The organism is Virgibacillus profundi (genome assembly GCF_002287375.1).
GTDB classification, from domain to species: domain Bacteria; phylum Bacillota; class Bacilli; order Bacillales; family Amphibacillaceae; genus Virgibacillus_K; species Virgibacillus_K profundi.
Map to the genome: position 1 here is coordinate 418,171 of NZ_NPOA01000001.1, position 21,833 is coordinate 440,003.

Sequence of the window (21,833 nt, forward strand, 5' to 3'; positions counted from 1 at the left end):
CCCCGGTGTCAGCGCATCCACCTCTATTTTGTCAGCATTCTCCCAATAACAAGTCGCTGTATTTCATTTGTTCCTTCATAAATTTGGGTGATCTTAGCATCTCGCATATAGCGTTCTACTGGATAATCCTTTGTATAACCATATCCGCCGAATACTTGGACTGCTTCCACGGTTATGCGCATTGCTGCGTCCCCGGCAAATAATTTGGACATTGCTGATGCTTTCCCATATGACTTGCCTTCAGATTCCAGCCATGCTGCCTGGTAGGTTAGCAGTCTGGAAGCTTCCACTTCTGTAGCCATATCTGCTAATTTAAAAGATATCCCTTGATTATGTGCAATCGGCTTTCCGAATTGTTCCCGTTCTTTTGCATAATCCACTGATGCATCCAGTGCACCCTGAGCAATTCCAAGTGCCTGTGCTGCAATTCCGTTACGGCCACCATCAAGTGTTGTCATTGCAATTTTAAATCCATCACCTTCAGCACCCAGCATATTTTCTTTAGGTATACGGCAATTTTCAAAAATCAGCTCTGTTGTTGGAGATGAACGGATCCCAAGTTTCCTTTCTTTTTTACCAAATGTGAATCCTTCCGTGCCCTTTTCTACAATAAATGCACTGATTCCTTTATGCTTGGCGTCTGCATCAGTTTTTGCAAATACGATATAAATATCTGCAACGCCACCATTCGTAATCCATACTTTGCTGCCATTCAGCACATAATGGTCGCCATCTTCTTTTGCAGTTGTCTTCATCGATACAACGTCACTACCCGCACCTGGTTCTGACAATGCATATGCACCTAATGCTTCCCCTGTTGCCAGGCGATACAGAAATGTTTTCTTCTGTTCTTCATTTCCATAGGTAAAGATCGGCCAGCTTGCGAGTGAAAGATGTGCGGAAAGTGTTACACCAGTTGATGCACAAACACGTGACAACTCTTCAACGGCAATGACATAGCTGACATAGTCTGCACCGATTCCACCATATTCTTCCGGCCACGGAATTCCGGTTAATCCAAGCTCCGCCATTTTGTCAAAAATTCCACGGTCAAACCGCTCTTCCTCATCACGCTCTGCAGCTGTAGGTTCCACTTCTTTTTTTGCAAAATCACGGACCATTTTACGTAGCATTTCCTGTTCGTCTGTTAGTTGAAAATTCATATTCTGTTATCCTCCTCAGTCTTTCAGCAAATTTTTCGCAATCACAATATGTTGAATCTCATTAGTTCCCTCATATATTTCAGTCACTTTTGCATCACGGAAAAAGCGTTCTGCCGGATAATCTTCGGTATAACCATAGCCACCGTAAACCTGCACAGCCTCAATCGCAGCCTTCATCGCTGTTTTTGATGCATACATTTTAGCCATCGAAGCTTCTTTGCTGCATGGAATATCTCGCTCAACAAGTGATGCAACGTTATAGACTAGCAGTTTAGATGCCTCTACCTCTGTTGCCATGTCTGCCAGTTTAAAAGATATCCCTTGGTTGTGGGCGATTGGTTTTCCAAATTGTTCCCGCTCTTTGGCGTAGTTAACCGCATGTTCAAGTGCAGCTTCACCAATACCAAGTGCTTGTGCCGCTATTCCAATTCGACCAACATTCAAATTTGCCATAGCAATTTTAAATCCATCGCCTTCGTTGCCGAGAAGCTGATCTTTCGGTATAACACATTGGTCAAAATTTAATTGGACAGTGCTTGAGCCATGCAGTCCCATTTTCTTTTCTTTTTTTCCGATGATCAGCCCCGGTGAATCCTGTTCAACAATAAATGCGCTGATTCCTTTGGGACCTTTACCTGTTCTGGCAAAGGTGATGTATGTATCTGCAGCACCTCCATTGGTGATAAATACTTTTGAACCATTTAGAATATAATTATCCCCATCTTTTTTTGCAGATGTTTTCATGCTCCCAACATCAGATCCTGCACCTGATTCAGTTACCGCAAAAGCACCCAAATATTCGCCTGAGGCAAGCTTTGGTAAGTATTTTTTCTTCTGTTCTTCATTTCCGAAATATAAAATTGGGTTCGTACCAACAGATGTATGGACAGATAAAATCACACCAAGTGTTGCACTAACCTTCGACAGTTCATTGATTGCAATAATATAAGAAGTGTAATCCATCCCGCTTCCGCCATATGCTTCAGGGATTGGAATTCCCATTAATCCAAGCTCACCCATCTTTTGGATGATTTCCTTTGGAAAACGATCCTCTTTTTCCATGCGTTCGATTTCTGGTGTAACCTCTTTTCGGGCAAAGTCCCGAACTACTTTCCTCATCATTACCTGTTCCTCGGAAAAGTTCATGTTCATACTTATGCCCCCTTTCTGAAAATTTCATGTTGGTTGCAGTCGCTTTGTTATGAAGCTGCTGATTCCATCTTATTCTGATCAAGCATTTCCATATTTTTAACTATACTGATAAAATCCCCGGCCTGACTTCTTTCCCAGCCAGCCCGCTTTTACGTATTGTCTAAGCAGTGGGCATGGGCGATATTTGCTGTCACCGAAGCCTTCATGGAGTACTTCCATAATATATAGGCATGTGTCCAGGCCTATAAAATCGGCTAATGTTATTGGGCCCATTGGATGATTTGTTCCAAGTTTCATTACCGTATCCACATCTTCAGGTGATGCTACCCCTTCATATACCGTATAGATAGCCTCATTGATCATCGGCATGAGTACACGATTTGATACAAATCCCGGGAAATCTTTTACCTCTACAGGCGTTTTATTCAGCTTATTTGTCATTGATTCAATTGCCTTGTAAGTATCATCACTTGTTTGCAGTCCACGGATAATTTCTACCAGCTTCATTACTGGAACCGGATTCATAAAATGCATCCCAATAACCTGCTCCGGCCGATTGGTTGCAGCAGCAATTTCTGTGATCGGTAGTGATGACGTATTGGATGCCAATATTGCATGCTTTGGTGCAACAGCATCAAGTTCACCGAAGACCTTCTTTTTTACTTCCATATTTTCTACAACCGCTTCAATTACAAAATCACAATCATGTGCATCCTTCAGCTCAGTGGAAGAATTTAATCTTCTTAATGCATCTGTTTTATCTCTATCTGTCATGCGTTTTTTTCCGACTGCACGTGTAAGCAGCTTTTCGATATTTTTCATTCCTTTTTCAAGTGCAGCTTCATTCATGTCGTTTAGCAGTACATTAAAGCCGGACTGGGCACAAACCTGAGCAATTCCTGCACCCATCTGCCCAGCACCAATTACCATTACTTTTTTTATTGTCATAACGAGGTCCTCCTTTTATTACCTAACTCGGGCTAGGTTAATGTGTTAGTATCTTTGCGGGTAGTTATTGCTGCAAGCTGGGAGTTGAGAGAGCGCTTCTGAAAGTTGAGAGATAACTGCATTAGTTGAGAGATAGTTTCTGGAAGTTGAGAGATAACTGCATTAGTTGAGAGATAGCCCCTGAAAGTTGAGAGACAAACGACTATTTCTTCATTATCACTCAACTTTCTCTGAGGTTCTCTCAACTTTAGTCCCCTGACTCTCAACTTCGGCATAGCGTCTCTCAACTTTAGTCCCCTGTCTCTCAAGTCTGGCATAGTCTCTCAACTCTGCCCCTGCTTCTCTCAACTTCCGCCCTCTCTCAAACACCAAAAGTCCAAACTACATTTCCCAATCTAGCTTTTCGGCACTTCTACCAATACAGCGTCACCCTGTCCGCCGCCACTGCAAATCGCTGCAATTCCTAGTCCGCCGCCACGGCGTTTTAATTCATGAATTAATGTTAAAATAATCCGCCCGCCACTTGCACCAATTGGATGACCCAATGCAACAGCTCCACCATTTACATTAACTTTTTCATGATCAATTCCAGCAATTTTCCCACTGGCTAGGGAGACAGCTGCAAATGCTTCGTTGATTTCGAATAAATCTATTTCATCTTTTGAATGACCGGTTTTTTCCAACAATTTATTGATTACCAGACCTGGAGTTTGCGGGAAATTCTTCGCTTCCACCGCAACCTCAGCATGACCTAATACTGTTGCCATTGGAGTCTTTCCTAATTCTTCTGCTTTTTCATCAGACATTACTACAAATGCACATGCGCCGTCATTGACACCTGGCGCATTTCCAGCTGTGATTGTACCTTCTGCTCCAAAAGCCGGACGTAGCTTACCCAGTTTTTCCACGCTTGTATCTTTACGTGGTGCTTCGTCCGTATCAACAACGATAGGGTCGCTTTTTCGCTGTGGTACTTCCATTGCAACAATTTCCTCGGCAAATTTCCCATTTTCTATCGCCTGTACTGCACGTTGATGGCTGCGGTATGACCATTCATCCTGCGCTTCTCTGGTTAATTCGTATTCCTCAGCCGTTGTATTTCCATAATTACCCATGTGTACACCTGTAAATGAGCATGTTAGGCCATCATGTACCATCATATCTTTGACTTCTTTATCCCCCATGCGATTTCCCCAGCGTGCGTCAGGCAGAAAATAAGGCGCATTGCTCATGCTTTCCATACCACCTGCAACAATTACATCCTCATCTCCAAGACGAATAAGCTGATCCGCTAACGTTACACTGCGCAAGCCCGATGCACAGACCTTATTGATTGTCTCCGTTTTCACTTCCCATGGAATACCTGCTTCCCGCGCAGCCTGTCTTGAAGGAATTTGTCCCTGACCACCTTGCAGAACGTTCCCTATAATAACTTCATCAATTTGCGAGCCGTCCATTCCAGCGCGATTTAAAGCTTCTTTGATAGCCGCTCCACCCAACTGTGATGCGGTAAACGACTTTAGGGATCCACCAAATTTTCCAAATGGTGTTCTGGCACCTGACACAATTACAGTTTTTCTCATCTTAAAATCCTCCTTGTTATAATCATTTTCACTAATAAACGAAACCTTTTCAAAAAACACAAAACCACTATGATCGAACGCTCGCTCAACTTGTATTCGTTTTAAAAGAGGCGCGTTATTGCTACCCCTCCATTAAATTAAGCTGTCTTCGTTTCTTCTTCAACCAATACAGATAATGCTAGAATTTCAGCAACATCCATAGTACTTATATCTTCCTCTACTTCTTTCGCCTTTGTTCCATCACTTAGCATCGTTAAGCAATAAGGACATGCACTTGAAATCATTGTTGGCTGAACGGCCATTGCCTGTTCTGTGCGGGAAACGTTTATGCGATTACCAGTAGTTTCCTCTGTCCACATTAGTCCACCACCAGCACCACAGCACATGCCGTTTTCTTTATTTCGGTCCATTTCCACCAGTTCAAGACCTGGTATGGAAGTTAGAATTTCCCTTGGTGGATCATATACCCCATTATATCTTCCTAAGTAACAGGAATCATGATAGGTTAATCTTTCATTAATTGCCAGTTGTGGCTTCAATTTTCCATTCATTACAAGATCATAAAGCATTTGTGTATGGTGATACACTTCCGCTTTATACCCAAAATCAGGGTACTCATTTTTGAAAATATTATAGGCGTGTGGATCAATTGTAACGATCTTTGTCACACCATTTTTCTCAAATTCTTTTATATTTTTTTCTGCGATCTCCTGGAATAAGAATTCATTCCCGATACGACGGGCTGTATCCCCGGAATTCGCTTCTTTATTTCCTAGTATCGCAAAGCTTACACCTGCCTGGTTCATAAGTTTTGCAAAAGCAAGTGCGATTTTCTGACTGCGGCTATCATAAGCCCCCATTGAACTTACCCAGAAAAGGTATTCAAATTCTTTATCTTCCTTCTTCAATTCCTTCACTGTAGGGATATATGCAGATTCGTCCTGCTCACGCCATTTAATACGATCTTTTTTCGACAGTCCCCAAGGATTTCCTTGACGCTCAATATTCATAACTGCACGCTGGATATCAGAATCCATTTTACCTTCTGTCATGACAAGATAACGACGCATATCAATAATTGTTCCTACATGCTCGTTGTTTACCGGACAAGCATCTTCACAATTTCGGCAAGTTGTACAACCCGAAAGCTCTTCCTCTGTAATAATATCGCCTATTAAACTAGCACTCTGCACGGTTGCTGCAGCTTCACTTCCACCACTTGCTTGATTTCCCTGTGTTCCTGAAAAAGCATAGGTAGGAACCCATGGTGATTTACCTGTAATGGCTGCACCCTTTTCGGTTAAATGATCTCGAACCTTGACCATAATATCCATTGGTGACAGCATTTTACCGGTTCCGGCCGCAGGACAAACATCTGTACAGCGTCCACATTCCACACATGCGTAAAAATCTATCATTTGATGCTGTTCAAAGTCTTCCACCTTCCCAACACCAAATGAAATTTCCTCTTCACTTTCCTCTGCATCCTCATCCATTTCTATATCAAAGTCGATTTTATTCAATTTACCTGGTACACGCTTACTTAAAAACACATTAATCGGTGCTGCTAGCAAGTGGGCGTGCTTCGATTGTGGTACATAAACCAGGAATGACAGAATCGTAATCGTATGTATCCACCAGAAAATATAAAACAGCACCATAGCACTCGTCTCCGGCACCCAGCTGAATCCTAATGCTATTAAACTAGCAACAGGCTCTGTCCATACTGCTTCATGGCCATGCCAGATTTGCGCCATCCCATTACCAAATAACACAGATAACATCAGTGTTCCAATAAATATCAGTACTAAACCAGCTTTAAATCCTCGTTTCAGACGAACAATTTTTTCCATGTAACGTCGGTAAAAGGCCCAAACTACTGCTACCAGAATCATTAGTGTAACGAGTTCCTGGAAAAATACAAAGCCAGGATAAAATACACCAAACGGCAGGTGGTTTCCTGGAGATAAACCTTTTACAAACATGTCAATCGCACCAAATTGCACGAGCAGAAATCCGTAAAACATCATGACATGAATCGTCCCTGATTTTTTATCCTTTAAAAGCTTCGATTGTCCGAAAACAATCTTTCCTACTCGGCGAAACCGTTCTTTAAAATCACGATCAAATTCTGATTTCTTCCCCAGCTTAATATATGCTATTCTAGTTGCTACAACTTTAGCAAATAAGTATAGGCCATATATTGTAATTGCAATAAATGCCAATAAATTAATCAGTAAAAATGTTTCCATAACCAGCGCCCCCTTTAATTCTTGTATTCTACCAGGAATGACAGCGATTCCATTTTTCAGAAAAAATAAATTACCTGCAAATGGTTATTCCTATAAATCTCTTATTACTATTTTAAATGTGAATGATCATTCAGTCAACTGTTTTTATAAAAGGAGTGACAATAATCATTAGAAAACTTGGCTTATCGCCAAGCATTAATGGCGAAAGCCTTAGTTGAACTTATACTGATTTCCTAAGAAAGTTATACTTGCCAATCAGTGTTAAAAATATAAGTCCCCTCAAGTCACAAATATCCAGTAAAACTTCAACCACTTTACTGCCTATTGCAACTAACCCAAGGGGACCCATCCTTAAAGTGTAAGCTTTTTACATTTTTTCCGGTGCTGTTACACCAATTAAACCAAGTGCATTAGCAATTGTAATACGTACTGCCTTCATTAGTGCAATCCGGGCACCTGTTAACTCTTTATTTTGTGGATCAAGCACTTTTTCTGCATTATAAAAGCTATGCAAAAGTGAAGCCAGATCAAATACATATTGTGTTACTTTATGTGGTGTATGTTTTTCAGCTGCTTCTGCTACAGTTTGCGGAAATTCACCAAGCTTTTTCAGAAGGTCGATTTCTTTTTCAGCCGTCAAAAGTGCTGCATCAAATGTTTCACTTCCAGCAAGTCCTTTTTCTTCTGCCTGTTTAAGCATCGTGCATATACGTGCATGTGCATATTGTACGTAATATACCGGGTTATCATTTGACTGCGAACGAGCCAGGTCCATGTCAAAGTCCAGTTGTGAATCATTAGAGCGGGCTACGAAAAAGTAACGTACTGCATCAATTCCAACCTCTTCCATTAATTCACGCAGTGCAACAGCTCTTCCTGTCCGCTTGCTCATTTTCACTTTTTCGCCGTTTTCAAATAGGTTTACCATTTGGATAATTTTTACTTCAAACTGTTCTTCAGAATATCCTAATGCCTGAATGGCAGCACGCATCCTTGGAACATATCCATGGTGGTCAGCTCCCCAAACATTAATTATTTTATCAAATCCGCGCTCCAGTTTATTTTTATGATAAGCGATATCTGGTGTCAGATAAGTAAAGCTTGTATCCTGCTTAATGAGCACCCGGTCTTTGTCATCCCCGAGCTCTGTTGATTTAAACCATGTTGCTCCATCTTTTTCATAGGTGTAATTGCCTTCATCCAATGTTTTTAGTGCTTCGGAAATTTTGTCATCCTTGTATAATGACCTTTCTGAGAACCAGTTATCAAATTGCACACGGAAATCTGCTAAATCCTTTTCGATTTTCCCGAGTTCATATTTCAAACCATACTCTTTGAAAAATGCTAAACGCTCAGATTTTTCCTCAGACGCCCATTTATCACCATACGCTTCGGCTAAAACTTTTCCAATTTCAACAATATCCTGCCCATGATAGCCATCTTCAGGCATCTCTGCATCTTTTCCAAGTGCCTGCAGATAGCGTGCTTCCACTGATAATGCAAGGTTATCAATTTGATTTCCGGCATCATTAATATAGTATTCGCGCTCCACATTGTAGCCTGCTGCGCCTAGAACATTACATAATACATCACCAAAGGCTGCACCACGAGCGTGACCAAGATGCAAGTCCCCCGTTGGATTTACAGATACAAATTCAACCTGGATTCTTTCACCATCACCAGCATTTGTTCGTCCATATGTCTCTTTAGCTTCAAGAACCGCAGGGACAACTTCACCTAAAAAATCATTCTTCAGGAAAAAATTAATAAAACCAGGTCCTGCAATTTCTACTTTTTCAATGGATGCTTTTGTCTCGTCTAAATTTGCCACAATATCTTCAGCAATTTGACGTGGTGCTTTTTTTGCAATTCGTGCAAGCTGCATGGCAATATTTGTTGCGAAATCGCCATGTGATTTATCCTTTGGTTTTTCCAATATAATTTCAGGCAATTCCTCTTCATTTGCAAGCTTTGCTTTTATTGTAGAAGCAGCTATTTCCTGTTTTAAATTATCCTCTGTTTGTTTCAAGACATTCATTTAAGCACCCTCCTCTGTATAGGTTAATACCAGTTCATGTTTCCGTTCTTCCTGACCATTTAATTTTACCGTATAGGAAATAGTCAGCTTCCCCTGATCATTTTCATTCATCGACTGATAGGAAATAGAATTCGTATATGTTTCCATATGGATATTTCCATGTGGATGCTGAAAGACATTTTCTGTCGTATGATTTTTTCGGAATTTTTGGTTCATCGTTACATTTCCCGAACGCTTAATGCTTACTCTATCCGTCTGAATGGTAATCAAATTTTTAATCGTGGAATTATCCTCCATCTTTTCTTCATATGTAAGCACATCAAGATGGTTTTTTTTATAAAAATCCCCAGATTGTTTTATGGTGTTATATTCCATTTGCCCATTATCATCAATGGTTGTACGGAGTTCAATTGCAACTGATTTTTTATATGTATCCATGACATCGCCTCTATTTTAGAAAAAATCGTATATTGTCCTATTATAGCGATAAGTTGGGGGGATAATCAATCATATTTTATGGAAATTCTTCTAGAAAAGTATTCCTGCCCCCCTGATGGTACTTTTGTTTGTGCCATACTACTGGCATTTTCGGTAATTAAGTTTATTTCTTTATATCTTTTCCCATAATGAGATTATGCAGACATTCATTGGAGCTAATTATTATGGGAAAAAAGTTTAATAAAAATAGATTCATCATTAAAATATTGCTGGGTGCTTTCCTATTATTTTTAAGCGTCATATTGGGCGTTTATTTGGTGAGTTTTATTTTAGGTCCACCAACGTTAACAAATCAGCAAAACACAATTTATTATAGTAATTCCGATGAAATTATCGGGGAGGAAAGTGGATCGGAAAACAGGTATTGGGTTGAACTTGATGAGATGTCTCCTGCTGTTATTGATGCAACCTTAATGATTGAGGATAAGCATTTTTATGATCATCATGGATTTGATTTCAGAAGAATTGCGGGAGCCATATGGAAGGATATTCAAAGTTTTTCTTTGAAGGAAGGGGCCAGTACGCTTACACAGCAATATGCACGTAATTTATTCCTCACCCATGAAAAAACCTGGGAAAGGAAATTAAAAGAAGCCTTTTATACGATTCGACTCGAGATGTATTATTCGAAGGACGAAATTCTGGAGGGCTATTTAAATACGATTTATTATGGGCATGGGGCATATGGAATCGAAGCTGCCAGCAATCACTTTTTTAATAAATCTGCAAAAAAACTGACCCTTGCTGAGGCATCGATGTTAGCTGGTATTCCTAAAGGACCAACCTATTATTCTCCATTAAATGATGAGGAAAGAGCGAAGAACCGCCAGCTGCAAATTTTGAAATCAATGTTGAATGAAAAGAAAATCACCGAACAGGAATATGATTTGGCTACAGGTAAAAAACTGACATATGCTGATCAAACAGATCGAAATAAAGTTGAAATAGGCTCCTATTTTCAGGACGTGGTTTTGCAGGAAGCTTCCAAAATACTGGAGCTCGATTCCGAATCCATCAGATCTGGTGGATTTCAAATTTATACGACATTAAATATTGATTATCAAAAACAGCTGGAAAGCAAAATAAATACAACAGTAAACCATGCCAGCGAAATTCAGGCTGGCGCTATCGCAATGGAGCCGAAGACTGGTGGAATTCGTGCAATGGTTGGCGGCAGAAATTATGAGGAGAGCCCTTTTAACAGGGCCACTATGGCAAAACGAATGCCTGGGTCTGCGTTTAAGCCATTTTTATATTATACTGCACTCGAAAATGGGTATACACCAAGCACCATGCTGATGAGTAAACCTACCACTTTCGAATTGGAGAATGCAGCTGTTTACAGTCCCAGCAATTTTAATGGCTATTATGCAAATCAACCGATAACATTAGCTCGGGCATTAGCTTTATCAGATAATGTCTATGCCGTGAAAACGAATATGTTTTTAGGTGCTGACAAACTTGTTGAAACTGCGAAAAATTTTGGTATTACCAGCGAATTACCTGCAGTGCCATCACTTGCATTAGGTACAGCTGCAGTTACAGTTGAAGAAATGGTTACAGGTTATGGACTACCGGCCAACGGGGGCAAGAAAATAGACGGCTACACGATTGAAAAAATTATTGACAGGGATGGTAAAACTGTTTTTGAAAGAGATAATGATTCCAGTGAGTTGGTTCTTGATCCCCAAAAAGCATTTATCCTAACCCAGCTGATGACAGGAATGTTTGACAGAGAGCTGGATGGCTATATGGCTGTAACAGGCTCTTCGATAGCAAATGACCTTACACATCTTTATGCCGGTAAATCAGGTACAACCGATTCGGACAGCTGGATGATTGGATTCAGCCCATCTCTTGTGGCAGGTGTTTGGATCGGCTATGACGATAACCGTTCCATGGAAATCGTCGCAGAAAGCACCTATGCCAAAAACATATGGGCCGGGTTTATGGAAAGTGCTCATGAAGGATTACCTCAAGAGAAATTCCCATCCCCCGCTGGTGTTGTCGGTATCCCCATCGATCCCGCAACAGGAGAGCGCGCCACACCATACTGTGATGCGAGCCGTGTAATGTATTATGAAAAAGGAACAGAACCTGAGTCCCATTGCACCGAGCATTTTCATATAGAGGGCAATGAAAAAGAGGATAATAAAGGCATTTTGGAAAAACTGTTTGAAATGTTTAATTGAATTTGTTGTGCGGGCGTTTACTTAATAATGGAAAACTCTTTTTCTCACGAAGATGGTAGTGCTGCCGAAGCTTTCCTGTTCTGCAGTATTTTCTATTGGCTTGGCTTTGAGCAGTATTGTCCTTCAGGGGATTTCTCACGGACAGTTCGCATCTATTTTCCAATTGTTTTGTCCTTGAGGGGAGCTCTCACGGATATTTTAGAAGTTCTATTGGAATTTTTGCCGCATCGTTCTTCCAGAGCAGTATTTTAAGTTGTCACTTCCATCAAATTCATAGTTTAATAAGCAAAAAAAAGAGCCGACATCAGGTAAGTCCGTCTTACCTGATTGTCGGCTTCTTTTTTTGTCCTAGCAATACATGAGTTAGCCCATGTATACACATTTTACAAATTTATAATGAAAAGTACAAGATTTTAGCTAGTTATTCATAATTCGTCACAAATTGTTCACTTTTAAGTGTTTTAAATTACCCTATTCCGGAAGAACCTCTTTTAATTCATCCGTGGAATTATTCCACATGTCTTCATTAAATTCGACAAGGAAATCCTTCAGTAATTTTTTGGATGGATCATCCATATGTTCGACGATGATTTTGCCTTTTAATGATTTTTCCATGTGCGTCACATGCTCTGCCATGGATTTGTATGCACGTTTGATGGAACGGTCGACACGTAATTCACTTCCGGCCACCCCTGCATAATATGGTCCGTTTTCACCACGGTCCACATTTACCCAAACGATCCAATACAGCTTGCCATTTGGAACTTCATCCTTATTTGGCAGATATTTCACACGGCGCTCTATATCACTGCGTGCATGCATTGCACCCATATCTACATATGCTTTATTTTCACTCGGGTCAACAATAACGGGGGACATATTTTCTAAACTAACGGTTCCTGCCCCATAACCGCCATGCCCATCAGTAGAATCATCCTTAATAATTGTAAATGCATTGCTCTTCTTTTTATTTGAAGATTGATCGGAACTCATACCGGGAGCCCTCCTTCTATTTCTGTATTGTTATCCATTGTAGCACAGGAATCTGCTCTTTTTAACTTATTCGATTTCACGCAGGCGCAGCAGGTGCTCTATTCCTATTGTACTTGAGATAATTTTCCAATAAACGCCCACGCCTCAGAAATCTCATCTAAACTGTATTTTTGCTTAGGTTTCGTAATTTGTATTTTCTCTTCCACTTCATTTTTAGATAAATCATCAAAATAAAGCATTGTAGAAACAAGTTCAAGAAACCGGGAACTTCTTCCTTTAAGCATGACCACTTTATCTGTAAAATCTGGGAGTCCTGTGGAAAATTGATTTAGAAACGTTTCACCTGCAGAAGTAATTGTGTAATGATATTGATAATAGCTGCTTTTCTCTTCTTTCATCTCATCAATAAACCCAAGATTACAAAGCTCTTCTACCCGTAATGTTAATTCCTCAGAATAAGGGCCATAGAAATGAAACTGATATTTTTCCTCAAAGGGAATGTCTTGTTTTTGCAAAATATAAATCATCTTCTGTAGCTTTTTACGGCCGGTAACCTCATTGGCTACAGAAAAAAACTGCATTAGCTTTGCATGATTATTTAACATTTTTAATCTCTCCCCGCCCATATAAAATAGCTTTTATTCTGTTTTTGATATTCTCATCTTTTATATCATTCAATAAATCATTGGGAAAATATAACTTATGATCTGTTCGCTTTCTCCCGGAGATTGATTCTACAATATCGGAATGCCTGGAAAGCTCTTTCAGCTCATTATTTGGCATAAGTAAATGAATCGGCAACCGCTCTTCCTCTTCACCAGGCCTGTAAAAATCATACGGTAAATCGGAAGAGGAATCTACAACAAGGTAATATTCCGGATCAATGTTTGCTTTCTGAAACAGTCGATACAGTTCCATCCATTCATTCATTTGCAGATTAGGATTAAACTCCACATATTTAAACAGGCGGCGATTCATAAATCGTTCACATAAGTCCCTTAAAATGCTGTCATCCTCTTCCTGCCATAGCTGGAAATAATAATGAACAATCGACTCATCCAGTTTTAAATATTCATCCAAAGCTACTTTCCCTTTAAAAAAGGAAATAAAATGTGTTGGTTTAAGCTTAAACTTAAAATCATTTGTCTCATATAAATATTTGGCACGATGCAGGATTTTCGAAAGAATTACTTCAGCACTTCTTGTAACAGGATGAAAATATACTTGCCAATACATTTGATAGCGACTCATAATGTAATCCTCGACCGCATGCATACCCGTGGATTTGATCACTACCTGATCCTCAATCGGCCGCATCACACGTAAAATTCTTTCCATATCAAAATGGCCGTAGCTTACCCCTGTGAAATAAGCATCCCGCTGCAAATAATCCATACGATCTGCATCAATCTGACTTGAAATCAAACTGACTACTAATTTATCTTCATACGTCTTAGCGATGACATCAGCGACCTTCTGAGCAAAACCTGAAGCAACACGCTCCAATATTTTATTAATATAAGTATCCCCTAATATAATTGCTTGAGTAAAATATTCATGATCCAGCTTAAACACTTTTTCAAAAGAATGGGAAAACGGCCCATGCCCCAGGTCATGCAGCAATGCCGCACATAAACATAAAAGCCGTTCATCATTATTCCAGTGTGGGCGATCCTGAAAATTATAAATGATACGGCGTACTATTTCATATACCCCAAGTGAATGGTTGAAACGACTATGTTCTGCTCCGTGAAAAGTATAATTTGTTGTCCCGAGCTGCTTAATTCTGCGCAGGCGCTGGAATTCCGGTGTCGCTATTAAATCCCAAATAACCCGATCCTTCACATGAACATATCTATGGACAGGATCTTTGAAAACCTTCTCCTCATTTAATTGTTCATCTTTATATGCCATCTATTTTCTCATCCCGTTTCTTTTCGACGATTTTAGTTTATTATATAATAGAAGACAATAGGAAAAAAGAGATACGAAGGAGTTTATTATGAAAAACTGGAAAGACATCATAAGTCATAAGACATTTCGATATATAGATCATTCGAATGAACAGAAATTTAATGGTGAAATTTATTCGGCCATCACATCATTTGCCATAGATGATGCATTGGCTTTATCAGTAAGCGACGAACTCTCCCCACCCATCATTCGATTATGGGCACATCCTGAGACAATTGTGCTTGGCATTCCGGATGCCAAACTCCCTTATATAGATGAAGGTGTACCATTGCTTTCTGCAAATGGCTACCATGTTGTTGTGCGTAATTCAGGTGGACTTGCTGTAGCACTCGATCAAGGTGTATTAAATATTTCCCTGATTCTACCAGGGGTAAAACATATTTCTATCCATGATTGCTATGAAGCGATGGTTAGTTTTATTCAATATATGTTGCGTGATTTGACTGACAGCATTCAAGCATTTGAGGTTGTTGGCTCCTATTGTCCAGGTGATTATGATTTAAGTATCAACGGAAGAAAATTTGCCGGAATCTCACAACGGCGTGTTAAAGATGGTGCGTCAATTCAAATCTATTTGGATGTAGAAGGAAATAGCTACGAGCGTGCTACTTTAATCCGACAATTTTATGATATCAGTAAAAAAGATGAGGAAACAAAATTCACGTACCCAACAGTTAAACCGGAAGTTATGGGATCGTTATCGGAATTATTGGGTATAAATTTATCCGTGGAAGAAATGAAAAAACATGTCTACGAAGCACTGAATGATTTCAGTGAGCATATAGTGGAAATTGATTTTTCTGACAAGGAGCTTGAAGCATTTAGTAAACGTCATGAGCAAATGAAGAAACGGAATGAAAGCATTGCTGAAATGCAATGATTTCCATAGATGCGTCCCTGTTTATTATGATATAATCGTTCTCCGGATGATATATCCACTCTCCGGACGATATATCCACTTTCTAAGCGATTAGCTTGCTCTCCTGTCGAATTCCCTGCTATCCCAAGGTTATCCCTAGCCTGTACTGGCACAAAAAAGCTTGCTAACAGAGTTATTCACTCCGCTCGCAAGCTTCCAGGTCAACTATTATTATGCTTGTGCTGCTGTTATCAATGCTAATTTAAATACATCATCTGCACTGCATCCGCGGGATAGATCATTCACTGGTTTATTCAGGCCTTGCAGGACAGGGCCGACAGCTTCAAATCCACCTAGGCGCTGCGCAATTTTATAACCGATATTTCCAGCTTCCAGACTAGGGAAAATAAATACGTTCGCATCTCCCTTAATGATAGAATCGGGAGCTTTTTTCTCTGCGACACTTGGAACAATTGCTGCATCAAATTGAAATTCACCATCAATAACCAGGGATGGATTTTTCTCTCTGGCAATTGTCAAAGCTTCAACCACTTTGTCGGTTTCCTCTGATTTTGCAGATCCTTTTGTTGAAAAACTCAACATTGCAACACGTGGATCAACATCGAATAAATCTGCTGTTACAGCACTTTCAACAGCTATTTCTGCTAGATCCTGAGCATCCGGCGTAATATTTATCGCACAATCGGCAAAAACATATTTTTCATCATCACGAACCATTACAAATACACCGGATGTTTTCTTGATGCCTTCTTTTGTTTTAATAATCTGCAGGGCGGGTCTAACTGTATCAGCAGTGGAATGCGCTGCACCACTTACTAAACCATCTGCCTGGTTCATATAGACAAGCATGGTTCCAAAATAGTTTTCATCAAGCAATATTTTCATCGCATCCTCTTTTGTAGCCTTGCCTTTACGGCGTTCCACGAATGTTTCAACCATTAAGTTAAATTCCGGGAAATCTTTCGGATCCATTATTTTACAAGAAGATACATCTACTCCAACTTCCTCTGCTTTCTGTTTCACACTTGCTTTATCCCCTATTAAGATGGGAGTTAGTATACCTGCTGCCCCCAACTGGCTTGCTGCAGTTAAAACACGCTCATCCAGTCCCTCAGGAAAAACGATTGATTTATTTTGATTTGCTATCTTTTCTTTTAATTGATCAAATAAGTTACTCATTTGTACATCCTCCTATTTTCCATAACCTGCTCCAATTCGTTTTACTATTTCATAATAAATGATTCCTTGTCTCAATTAAAGTAATCACATCCGGTTATATAACCAAATTTGACAGTAAAATGAACAATGACGAAAAAACATTTCATAAAAGAGCTCACATGTGATTATCTTTCCCTAATTATGATAGACTAAAAACATAGGATAAATACTTTTCTGGTTAGAAGGAGAGATAGATTATGGTTGAAGCAGTAGAAACCATGGATGGTTGGTATTCGTTACATGATTTACGTACAATTGATTGGACAGCATGGAAATTGGCCTCAGTTGAAGAGCGGGAGGAAGCAATTGCCGGCTTTGAAAAATTACTTACAAAATGGGATGCTGTTGAGGAAGAAAAGAATGGCAGTCATGTCCTTTATAAAATTGTTGGACAGAAAGCAGATTTAATCTTCATGTTCCTTCGTCCGACAATGGAAGAATTAAATGATATTGAAACAGAATTAAATAAATCAAAATTAGGGGAGTTTTTACTTCCTGCACATTCCTATGTATCTGTTGTTGAGCTTTCCAAATACCGTCCTGCGAAAGATGGGATTGATCCGGAAACCTTACCTGAAACACAAGCTCGACTAAAACCAATTCTTCCAAAGTGGGAGCATATTTGCTTTTATCCAATGGACCGACGCCGTGAAGCTGAAGAAAACTGGTATACACTGGAAAAAGATGTGCGCGGAAAACTTCTTTATGATCATAGTAAAACAGGACGTAAATATGCCGGTAAAGTTAAACAAATTATTACAGGTTCAATTGGGCTTGACGATTGGGAATGGGGAGTAACATTATTTGCTCACGAACCCCTTCAGTTCAAGAAAATTGTTTATGAAATGCGCTTTGACGAAGTAAGTTCACGCTATGGTGAGTTTGGTGAATTTTTTGTTGGAAACCACTTGCCAAATGAAAGTGTAGCATCATATTTGAAAATATAAGCTAATGCTTAAAGACCTTTGTATAAAAATTACGGGTTCAATTCAGCTACAAATTAACAGTATATAAGCACACAAAAACGCTCAGTTGGGCGTTTTTTTGCATAGTAACTATTTTCTTGTTTTTTAGTATGTGTTTCCCATTAGTCTTTCTTACGTTTAAAGATTAACTCAAAAAAGGAAGGAGTGCCGTAACTTTTTATTCCTGGTGCAAAAATTTGTACTAACTCCCAGCCTTCTTTTTCGTGTTCATAAACGACCGAATGATAATCTTCCTCTGGAGTTGATTTTGAAACTAGATAAACTAACCTTCACAAATTTATGTTCATACACTAAAATTACCCCCTTTAGATTTCAGCCTTTATTCATTTACGAACTTAAATAGAAAAAAGTTCCAATTACATTTTATTTAGTATATAACCCGATCACTTCCACTTCAGCTAAAAAAGACTGTCATAGGCTTTATCTACTTGAATAAGAGACCAGAGGAACTTGTCCTGTAGTCCAATTAATAGACATTGTTTTTTTGATTCTTTAAGATAAGGGATAGAAGATTTTTTCTTAATTCACAGAAAGGGTGGGAACATGAAAGTTCTAGTTGTTGGAGCAAATGGTCAAATCGGAAAACAGTTTGTTACGTTTATTCAGGATAGTGAGAAGCTGGAGGCAAGAGCAATGATTCGCCAGATAGAGCAAGGGCTCTTTTTTGAGAAATTAGGTGCTGAAACAGCAGTTGTTGACTTAGAGGATGATGTTGATGCAATTGCCAAAGCGGCTAAGGGAGTCGATGCGATTGTATTTACGGCAGGTTCCGGTCCGAATACCGGGAAGGATAAAACAATTATGATTGATTTGGATGGAGCTGTAAAAACAATTGAAGCAGCTAAAGCGGCAGGTGTGAAACGATTCATCATGATCAGTTCGTTTGATACAACACGTAAAGCAATTCAGGAATCCCCTTCTTCATTTGCGCCATATGTCATCGCGAAACATTATGCGGATGAATGGCTAAGAGACACCGACCTGGATTACACCATTATACACCCGGGATTACTGACAAATGATCAAGGCACAGGAAAAGTCAATGCCGCACCTACAGTAGATAGAGGAGAAGTACCAAGAGAAGACATAGCAAAAGTAATTGTTGCCACGCTGGAAAACGATTCTACAATCGGCAAAGAGTTTCAAGTCGTAGCCGGAAACGATCCAGTTGATGAAGCAGTCCGATCACTTTAATCTAGACAGGATATTAGGTTTGATTTTAATTCAAGTACGAACCATGACGTCAGGTACCACGGTCCACTTCCGCGAATTATATGGTTACCTCTGAAATTGGAGGAAATTACCGTAATTGATCTCATGGTGAATAAATGAAACCAGGCGCTTTCTCTTAATTGAGGAAAGCGTCTTTTTAATAGATTAGAAATCTAACGGATATTAAATCGTTGCAATAAGGCTGTCCATTCAACTATTAGTCGTTGGTATTGCTAGTCATTTATCTCCACACAAAAAACTGCAGTTTTACATTCCTAAAAAAGCTCAGGCAGAATGTTCCTTCAATCTATAAGTGACTTTCGATTCAAACATATGACAACCGCCCGCTTGAAATATTCGCTGCATTGGGATATTTTTATGTCCGGTTGCCCCGATGTAATAGGCGGCACCTATTTCTTTAAGGAGATACATAGAAAGTTTGTGAAGGGCTGCTCCCCACCCTTTGTTACGATACTTGGGGATTAATCCAAAATAAAACAGTCTACCCTCATGAATGGTCCCTGGTTCGATATGAGGCATTGTGACCCCTATCGGATTTTTGCCATAAAAGGCAATCAGACAACTTTTTGTGTAATCAGGGCCCAGTTCAGATTTCATTCCCTCAAATTCCCTCTCAATCGATCGAGCTGAAGTATCATTTAGAGACCCAAAGGTAGCTTCTTGCCAAACCTTTTTAAACATGTCGGCGGTTGTTTGTTCCATCGATTTTATTTCAATGGATTCTTTCTGTCCATGCGCTTTTAAAGCGGTTAGATCTCGTTTGTAAAAATATTGTGTTTCTTCTTTCTGAAAGCCAAACCCTCTAAGTAGATCAAGATATTCATTGTTCAAAGCCTCTTTTTCATTTAAAACTACCGATACGGAATGAATACCATTTTCTTTAACATATTCCTTCATTTCGTATAGGATCTTTTCAAAGTGTCCTATGGAGGATACCTGTCCTATATCTTCCATAACCAAGTAATTCGGTGTTCCATCAAGAATTTTTGCACCTTGTATTGTAAACATTTCTAGCTTCCTTTCTATTTCATTATATTGAAGGTGTTGTAGCTTTGAAATAAAATTTGATAAAAAATGGATGCTTCCTTACTGAATTAGTATACATTTCCCATAAAAAGTTTGCTCATTTTCTAATTGCGATTTTCCGCAATCGGATGCCCTATTGCCGAAGATATAAAGCCCAATTTGTATTTTTTAAGTAATTAGTCTTTACAATGTTGGTCTATGAAATAAGTTTTAATCCAATTGCAGAACTTAATATCAAAGTTACAAAGAGCATTCTCTTCCAACTTTTTGACTCTCCAAAATAAAACATTCCAATTAAAGCACTACCTACAACACTAATCCCTGTCCAAATCGCATACCCTGTTCCCATCGGAATCGTTTGTAATGAATAGCTCAGAAGACCAAGAGCTGATCCAAGCCCAAAAATTATTAAAACAACTGTTTGCCAATTTCGTTTTCTAGACAATTGATTAATCATGGCAACAGCAAAAGTCTCGAACAGACCTGCTATAATTAAAATAAACCAAGCCATTAAGATCTTCCCCCTTCCTCAACCTCATCACTTTCATTATCTGTAACTAATTTCAAACCAATAACTCCTGATAACAGGACTGCGATTAGGAAAATCTTCGCCCATCTGAATGGTTCTCCGAAGAATAAAATTTCTGCAATAACAGTACCTCCTGCACCTAACCCAACAAAAACAGCGTAAACCGTTCCAGCAGGAAGTACTTGTGCTACTGTTATCATTAAATAATTACTCAATATAATCAGAATGACTGTAGCAGTCCAAGTCCAAAAATCGTATGCATGAGCTAAACCAATTACCCAAAAAACTTCTAAAAAAGCTGCCACAAATAATTTAATCCAGTTTTTATTCATCTGAAATTACCTCCATTTTTTAGTATTAACATAAACACATAAAAAAGCCTGAGAGAAACTGTTTAACAGTTATCTCCCAGGCTTTTATCCTTCCGTGACACGTCCCTGCGTGAGTTTTCTCTCGGACCAGACCAATAATATGCTTGCGGAACCCTAGAAAACATTTTATTTATGTAATTGTTTATCACTATACATACATTTTAGACTAAATCAAATTAAAATGCATCTTCAACAAAATGGGCCAATTCAGGAAGGACGTACCTATTTAAAAATTGCGCCCGATTACGGAAGATTGCTTACGTTTACTTTAACGTAATAAATTCAACTTTAATATTCAATTGTAATAGCTAGTGCTCCCCATTCCTTTTCTTGTTCCGGGGTATATATTTCATATGTTCCTTTTATCATTTCTTCCATTGTCCAACCTTCACCATCTAAGTCTTTAAACGGAATATCCTCATACATATCTTTAAAAGTATCATATCTCCTCATTTCAGTTACTTTAACTATAAAGGAGTCATCTTGTTCAGGAACCTTAATAAATTCTATGGTGTCACCAACTTTTATTTTCCTTCTTTTTTCATCGTTCAAGCGTACTTCTACTGTCTTTTCCCCATCTTTAATAGCTTTAAAATATTCGCCATATAAACCCATTTGATGCATCATTTTAATCCCACCCACCCATCTATGTATGTTCTCATACTCAATTATATCTTTTTATTAACTGGCCTCGTTTTTTAAGTCTTTATATTCAAATAATAACACATTATATTATGGTTTTATTTTAAATTCTTGAAATTTTTAACAGAAAAAAAGACCATCAATTGATGATCTCA

At 39.0% G+C, this 21,833-nt stretch carries 19 protein-coding genes, 1 pseudogene and 1 riboswitch; of the genes and pseudogenes, 4 read left to right on the forward strand and 16 right to left on the reverse strand.

What is annotated here, in order from left to right:
- Positions 1-23 precede the first annotated feature (23 nt).
- The 7 genes from CIL05_RS01660 to CIL05_RS01690 form a co-directional block, all read right to left on the reverse strand.
- On the reverse strand, positions 24-1,163 hold the full coding sequence (locus CIL05_RS01660; RefSeq protein ID WP_095653757.1) for an acyl-CoA dehydrogenase: 1,140 nt from the start codon (positions 1,161-1,163) through the stop codon (positions 24-26).
- Between the two features lie 15 nt (positions 1,164-1,178).
- A complete protein-coding gene (locus CIL05_RS01665) occupies positions 1,179-2,315 on the reverse strand; it encodes an acyl-CoA dehydrogenase (RefSeq protein WP_095653758.1) in 1,137 nt (378 codons plus the stop codon).
- Between the two features lie 96 nt (positions 2,316-2,411).
- Positions 2,412-3,263, reverse strand: coding sequence for a 3-hydroxybutyryl-CoA dehydrogenase (locus tag CIL05_RS01670; RefSeq protein WP_095653759.1), 852 nt, complete (start codon positions 3,261-3,263; stop codon positions 2,412-2,414).
- Positions 3,264-3,658: 395 nt separating this feature from the next.
- A complete protein-coding gene (locus CIL05_RS01675; RefSeq protein WP_095653760.1) occupies positions 3,659-4,846 on the reverse strand; it encodes an acetyl-CoA C-acetyltransferase in 1,188 nt (395 codons plus the stop codon).
- A 137-nt stretch (positions 4,847-4,983) separates the two neighbouring features.
- Positions 4,984-7,098, reverse strand: coding sequence for a (Fe-S)-binding protein (locus CIL05_RS01680; RefSeq protein WP_095653761.1), 2,115 nt, complete (start codon positions 7,096-7,098; stop codon positions 4,984-4,986).
- A gap of 367 nt (positions 7,099-7,465) precedes the next feature.
- Entirely contained in the window at positions 7,466-9,136 is a 1,671-nt protein-coding gene (gene argS / locus CIL05_RS01685) for an arginine--tRNA ligase (protein WP_095653762.1), read from the reverse strand.
- Positions 9,137-9,574 (reverse strand): YwiB family protein, encoded by a 438-nt coding sequence (locus CIL05_RS01690; RefSeq protein ID WP_095653763.1) that lies wholly within the window; start codon positions 9,572-9,574, stop codon positions 9,137-9,139.
- Between the two features lie 224 nt (positions 9,575-9,798).
- Here CIL05_RS01690 and CIL05_RS01695 point away from each other — a divergent pair, with 224 nt between their 5' ends.
- The gene (locus CIL05_RS01695) at positions 9,799-11,826 is read left to right on the forward strand and encodes a transglycosylase domain-containing protein (protein WP_095653764.1); all 2,028 of its coding nucleotides are present in this window, start codon (positions 9,799-9,801) and stop codon (positions 11,824-11,826) included.
- Between the two features lie 471 nt (positions 11,827-12,297).
- Here CIL05_RS01695 and CIL05_RS01700 read toward each other — a convergent pair whose 3' ends face one another.
- The 3 genes from CIL05_RS01700 to CIL05_RS01710 form a co-directional block, all read right to left on the reverse strand.
- Positions 12,298-12,819, reverse strand: a complete 522-nt coding sequence (locus tag CIL05_RS01700) for a YwhD family protein (protein WP_095653765.1) — start codon at positions 12,817-12,819, stop codon at positions 12,298-12,300.
- Positions 12,820-12,923: 104 nt separating this feature from the next.
- The gene (locus CIL05_RS01705; RefSeq protein ID WP_095653766.1) at positions 12,924-13,424 is read right to left on the reverse strand and encodes a YwgA family protein; all 501 of its coding nucleotides are present in this window, start codon (positions 13,422-13,424) and stop codon (positions 12,924-12,926) included.
- Positions 13,414-14,733: an HD domain-containing protein gene (locus CIL05_RS01710; RefSeq protein ID WP_095653767.1), complete on the reverse strand. Its 1,320-nt coding sequence runs from the start codon at positions 14,731-14,733 to the stop codon at positions 13,414-13,416. Before CIL05_RS01710 ends, CIL05_RS01705 begins: the two co-directional genes overlap by 11 nt.
- 88 nt (positions 14,734-14,821) lie before the next feature.
- Between CIL05_RS01710 and CIL05_RS01715 the strand changes: the two genes are divergently transcribed.
- On the forward strand, positions 14,822-15,673 hold the full coding sequence (locus CIL05_RS01715; RefSeq protein WP_095653768.1) for a lipoate--protein ligase family protein: 852 nt from the start codon (positions 14,822-14,824) through the stop codon (positions 15,671-15,673).
- A 210-nt stretch (positions 15,674-15,883) separates the two neighbouring features.
- Here CIL05_RS01715 and pta read toward each other — a convergent pair whose 3' ends face one another.
- The gene (gene pta, locus CIL05_RS01720; protein WP_095653769.1) at positions 15,884-16,852 is read right to left on the reverse strand and encodes a phosphate acetyltransferase; all 969 of its coding nucleotides are present in this window, start codon (positions 16,850-16,852) and stop codon (positions 15,884-15,886) included.
- 236 nt (positions 16,853-17,088) lie between these two features.
- On the opposite strand from pta, the gene hemQ reads away from it, so the two are divergent.
- Positions 17,089-17,838, forward strand: a complete 750-nt coding sequence (gene hemQ, locus CIL05_RS01725; protein WP_095653770.1) for a hydrogen peroxide-dependent heme synthase — start codon at positions 17,089-17,091, stop codon at positions 17,836-17,838.
- Positions 17,839-17,978: 140 nt separating this feature from the next.
- On the opposite strand, the pseudogene CIL05_RS22855 reads toward hemQ, so the two are convergent.
- Positions 17,979-18,062: pseudogene (locus tag CIL05_RS22855) on the reverse strand (DUF4177 domain-containing protein); the annotation flags it as partial.
- 358 nt (positions 18,063-18,420) lie between these two features.
- On the opposite strand from CIL05_RS22855, the gene CIL05_RS01735 reads away from it, so the two are divergent.
- Entirely contained in the window at positions 18,421-19,071 is a 651-nt protein-coding gene (locus tag CIL05_RS01735) for an SDR family oxidoreductase (RefSeq protein WP_095653771.1), read from the forward strand.
- A gap of 303 nt (positions 19,072-19,374) precedes the next feature.
- Here CIL05_RS01735 and CIL05_RS01740 read toward each other — a convergent pair whose 3' ends face one another.
- From CIL05_RS01740 to CIL05_RS01755, 4 genes are all read right to left on the reverse strand, one after another.
- Positions 19,375-20,118, reverse strand: a complete 744-nt coding sequence (locus CIL05_RS01740) for a GNAT family N-acetyltransferase (RefSeq protein ID WP_095653772.1) — start codon at positions 20,116-20,118, stop codon at positions 19,375-19,377.
- A gap of 214 nt (positions 20,119-20,332) precedes the next feature.
- Positions 20,333-20,647, reverse strand: coding sequence for a DMT family transporter (locus CIL05_RS01745; protein WP_095653773.1), 315 nt, complete (start codon positions 20,645-20,647; stop codon positions 20,333-20,335).
- A complete protein-coding gene (locus CIL05_RS01750; RefSeq protein WP_095653774.1) occupies positions 20,647-20,997 on the reverse strand; it encodes a DMT family transporter in 351 nt (116 codons plus the stop codon). The genes CIL05_RS01745 and CIL05_RS01750 overlap by 1 nt, the downstream gene beginning before the upstream one ends.
- Positions 20,998-21,068: 71 nt before the next feature.
- A riboswitch (guanidine-I (ykkC/yxkD leader) is annotated at positions 21,069-21,165 on the reverse strand.
- A gap of 159 nt (positions 21,166-21,324) precedes the next feature.
- On the reverse strand, positions 21,325-21,663 hold the full coding sequence (locus CIL05_RS01755; protein ID WP_095653775.1) for an ASCH domain-containing protein: 339 nt from the start codon (positions 21,661-21,663) through the stop codon (positions 21,325-21,327).
- Positions 21,664-21,833: the final 170 nt, after the last annotated feature.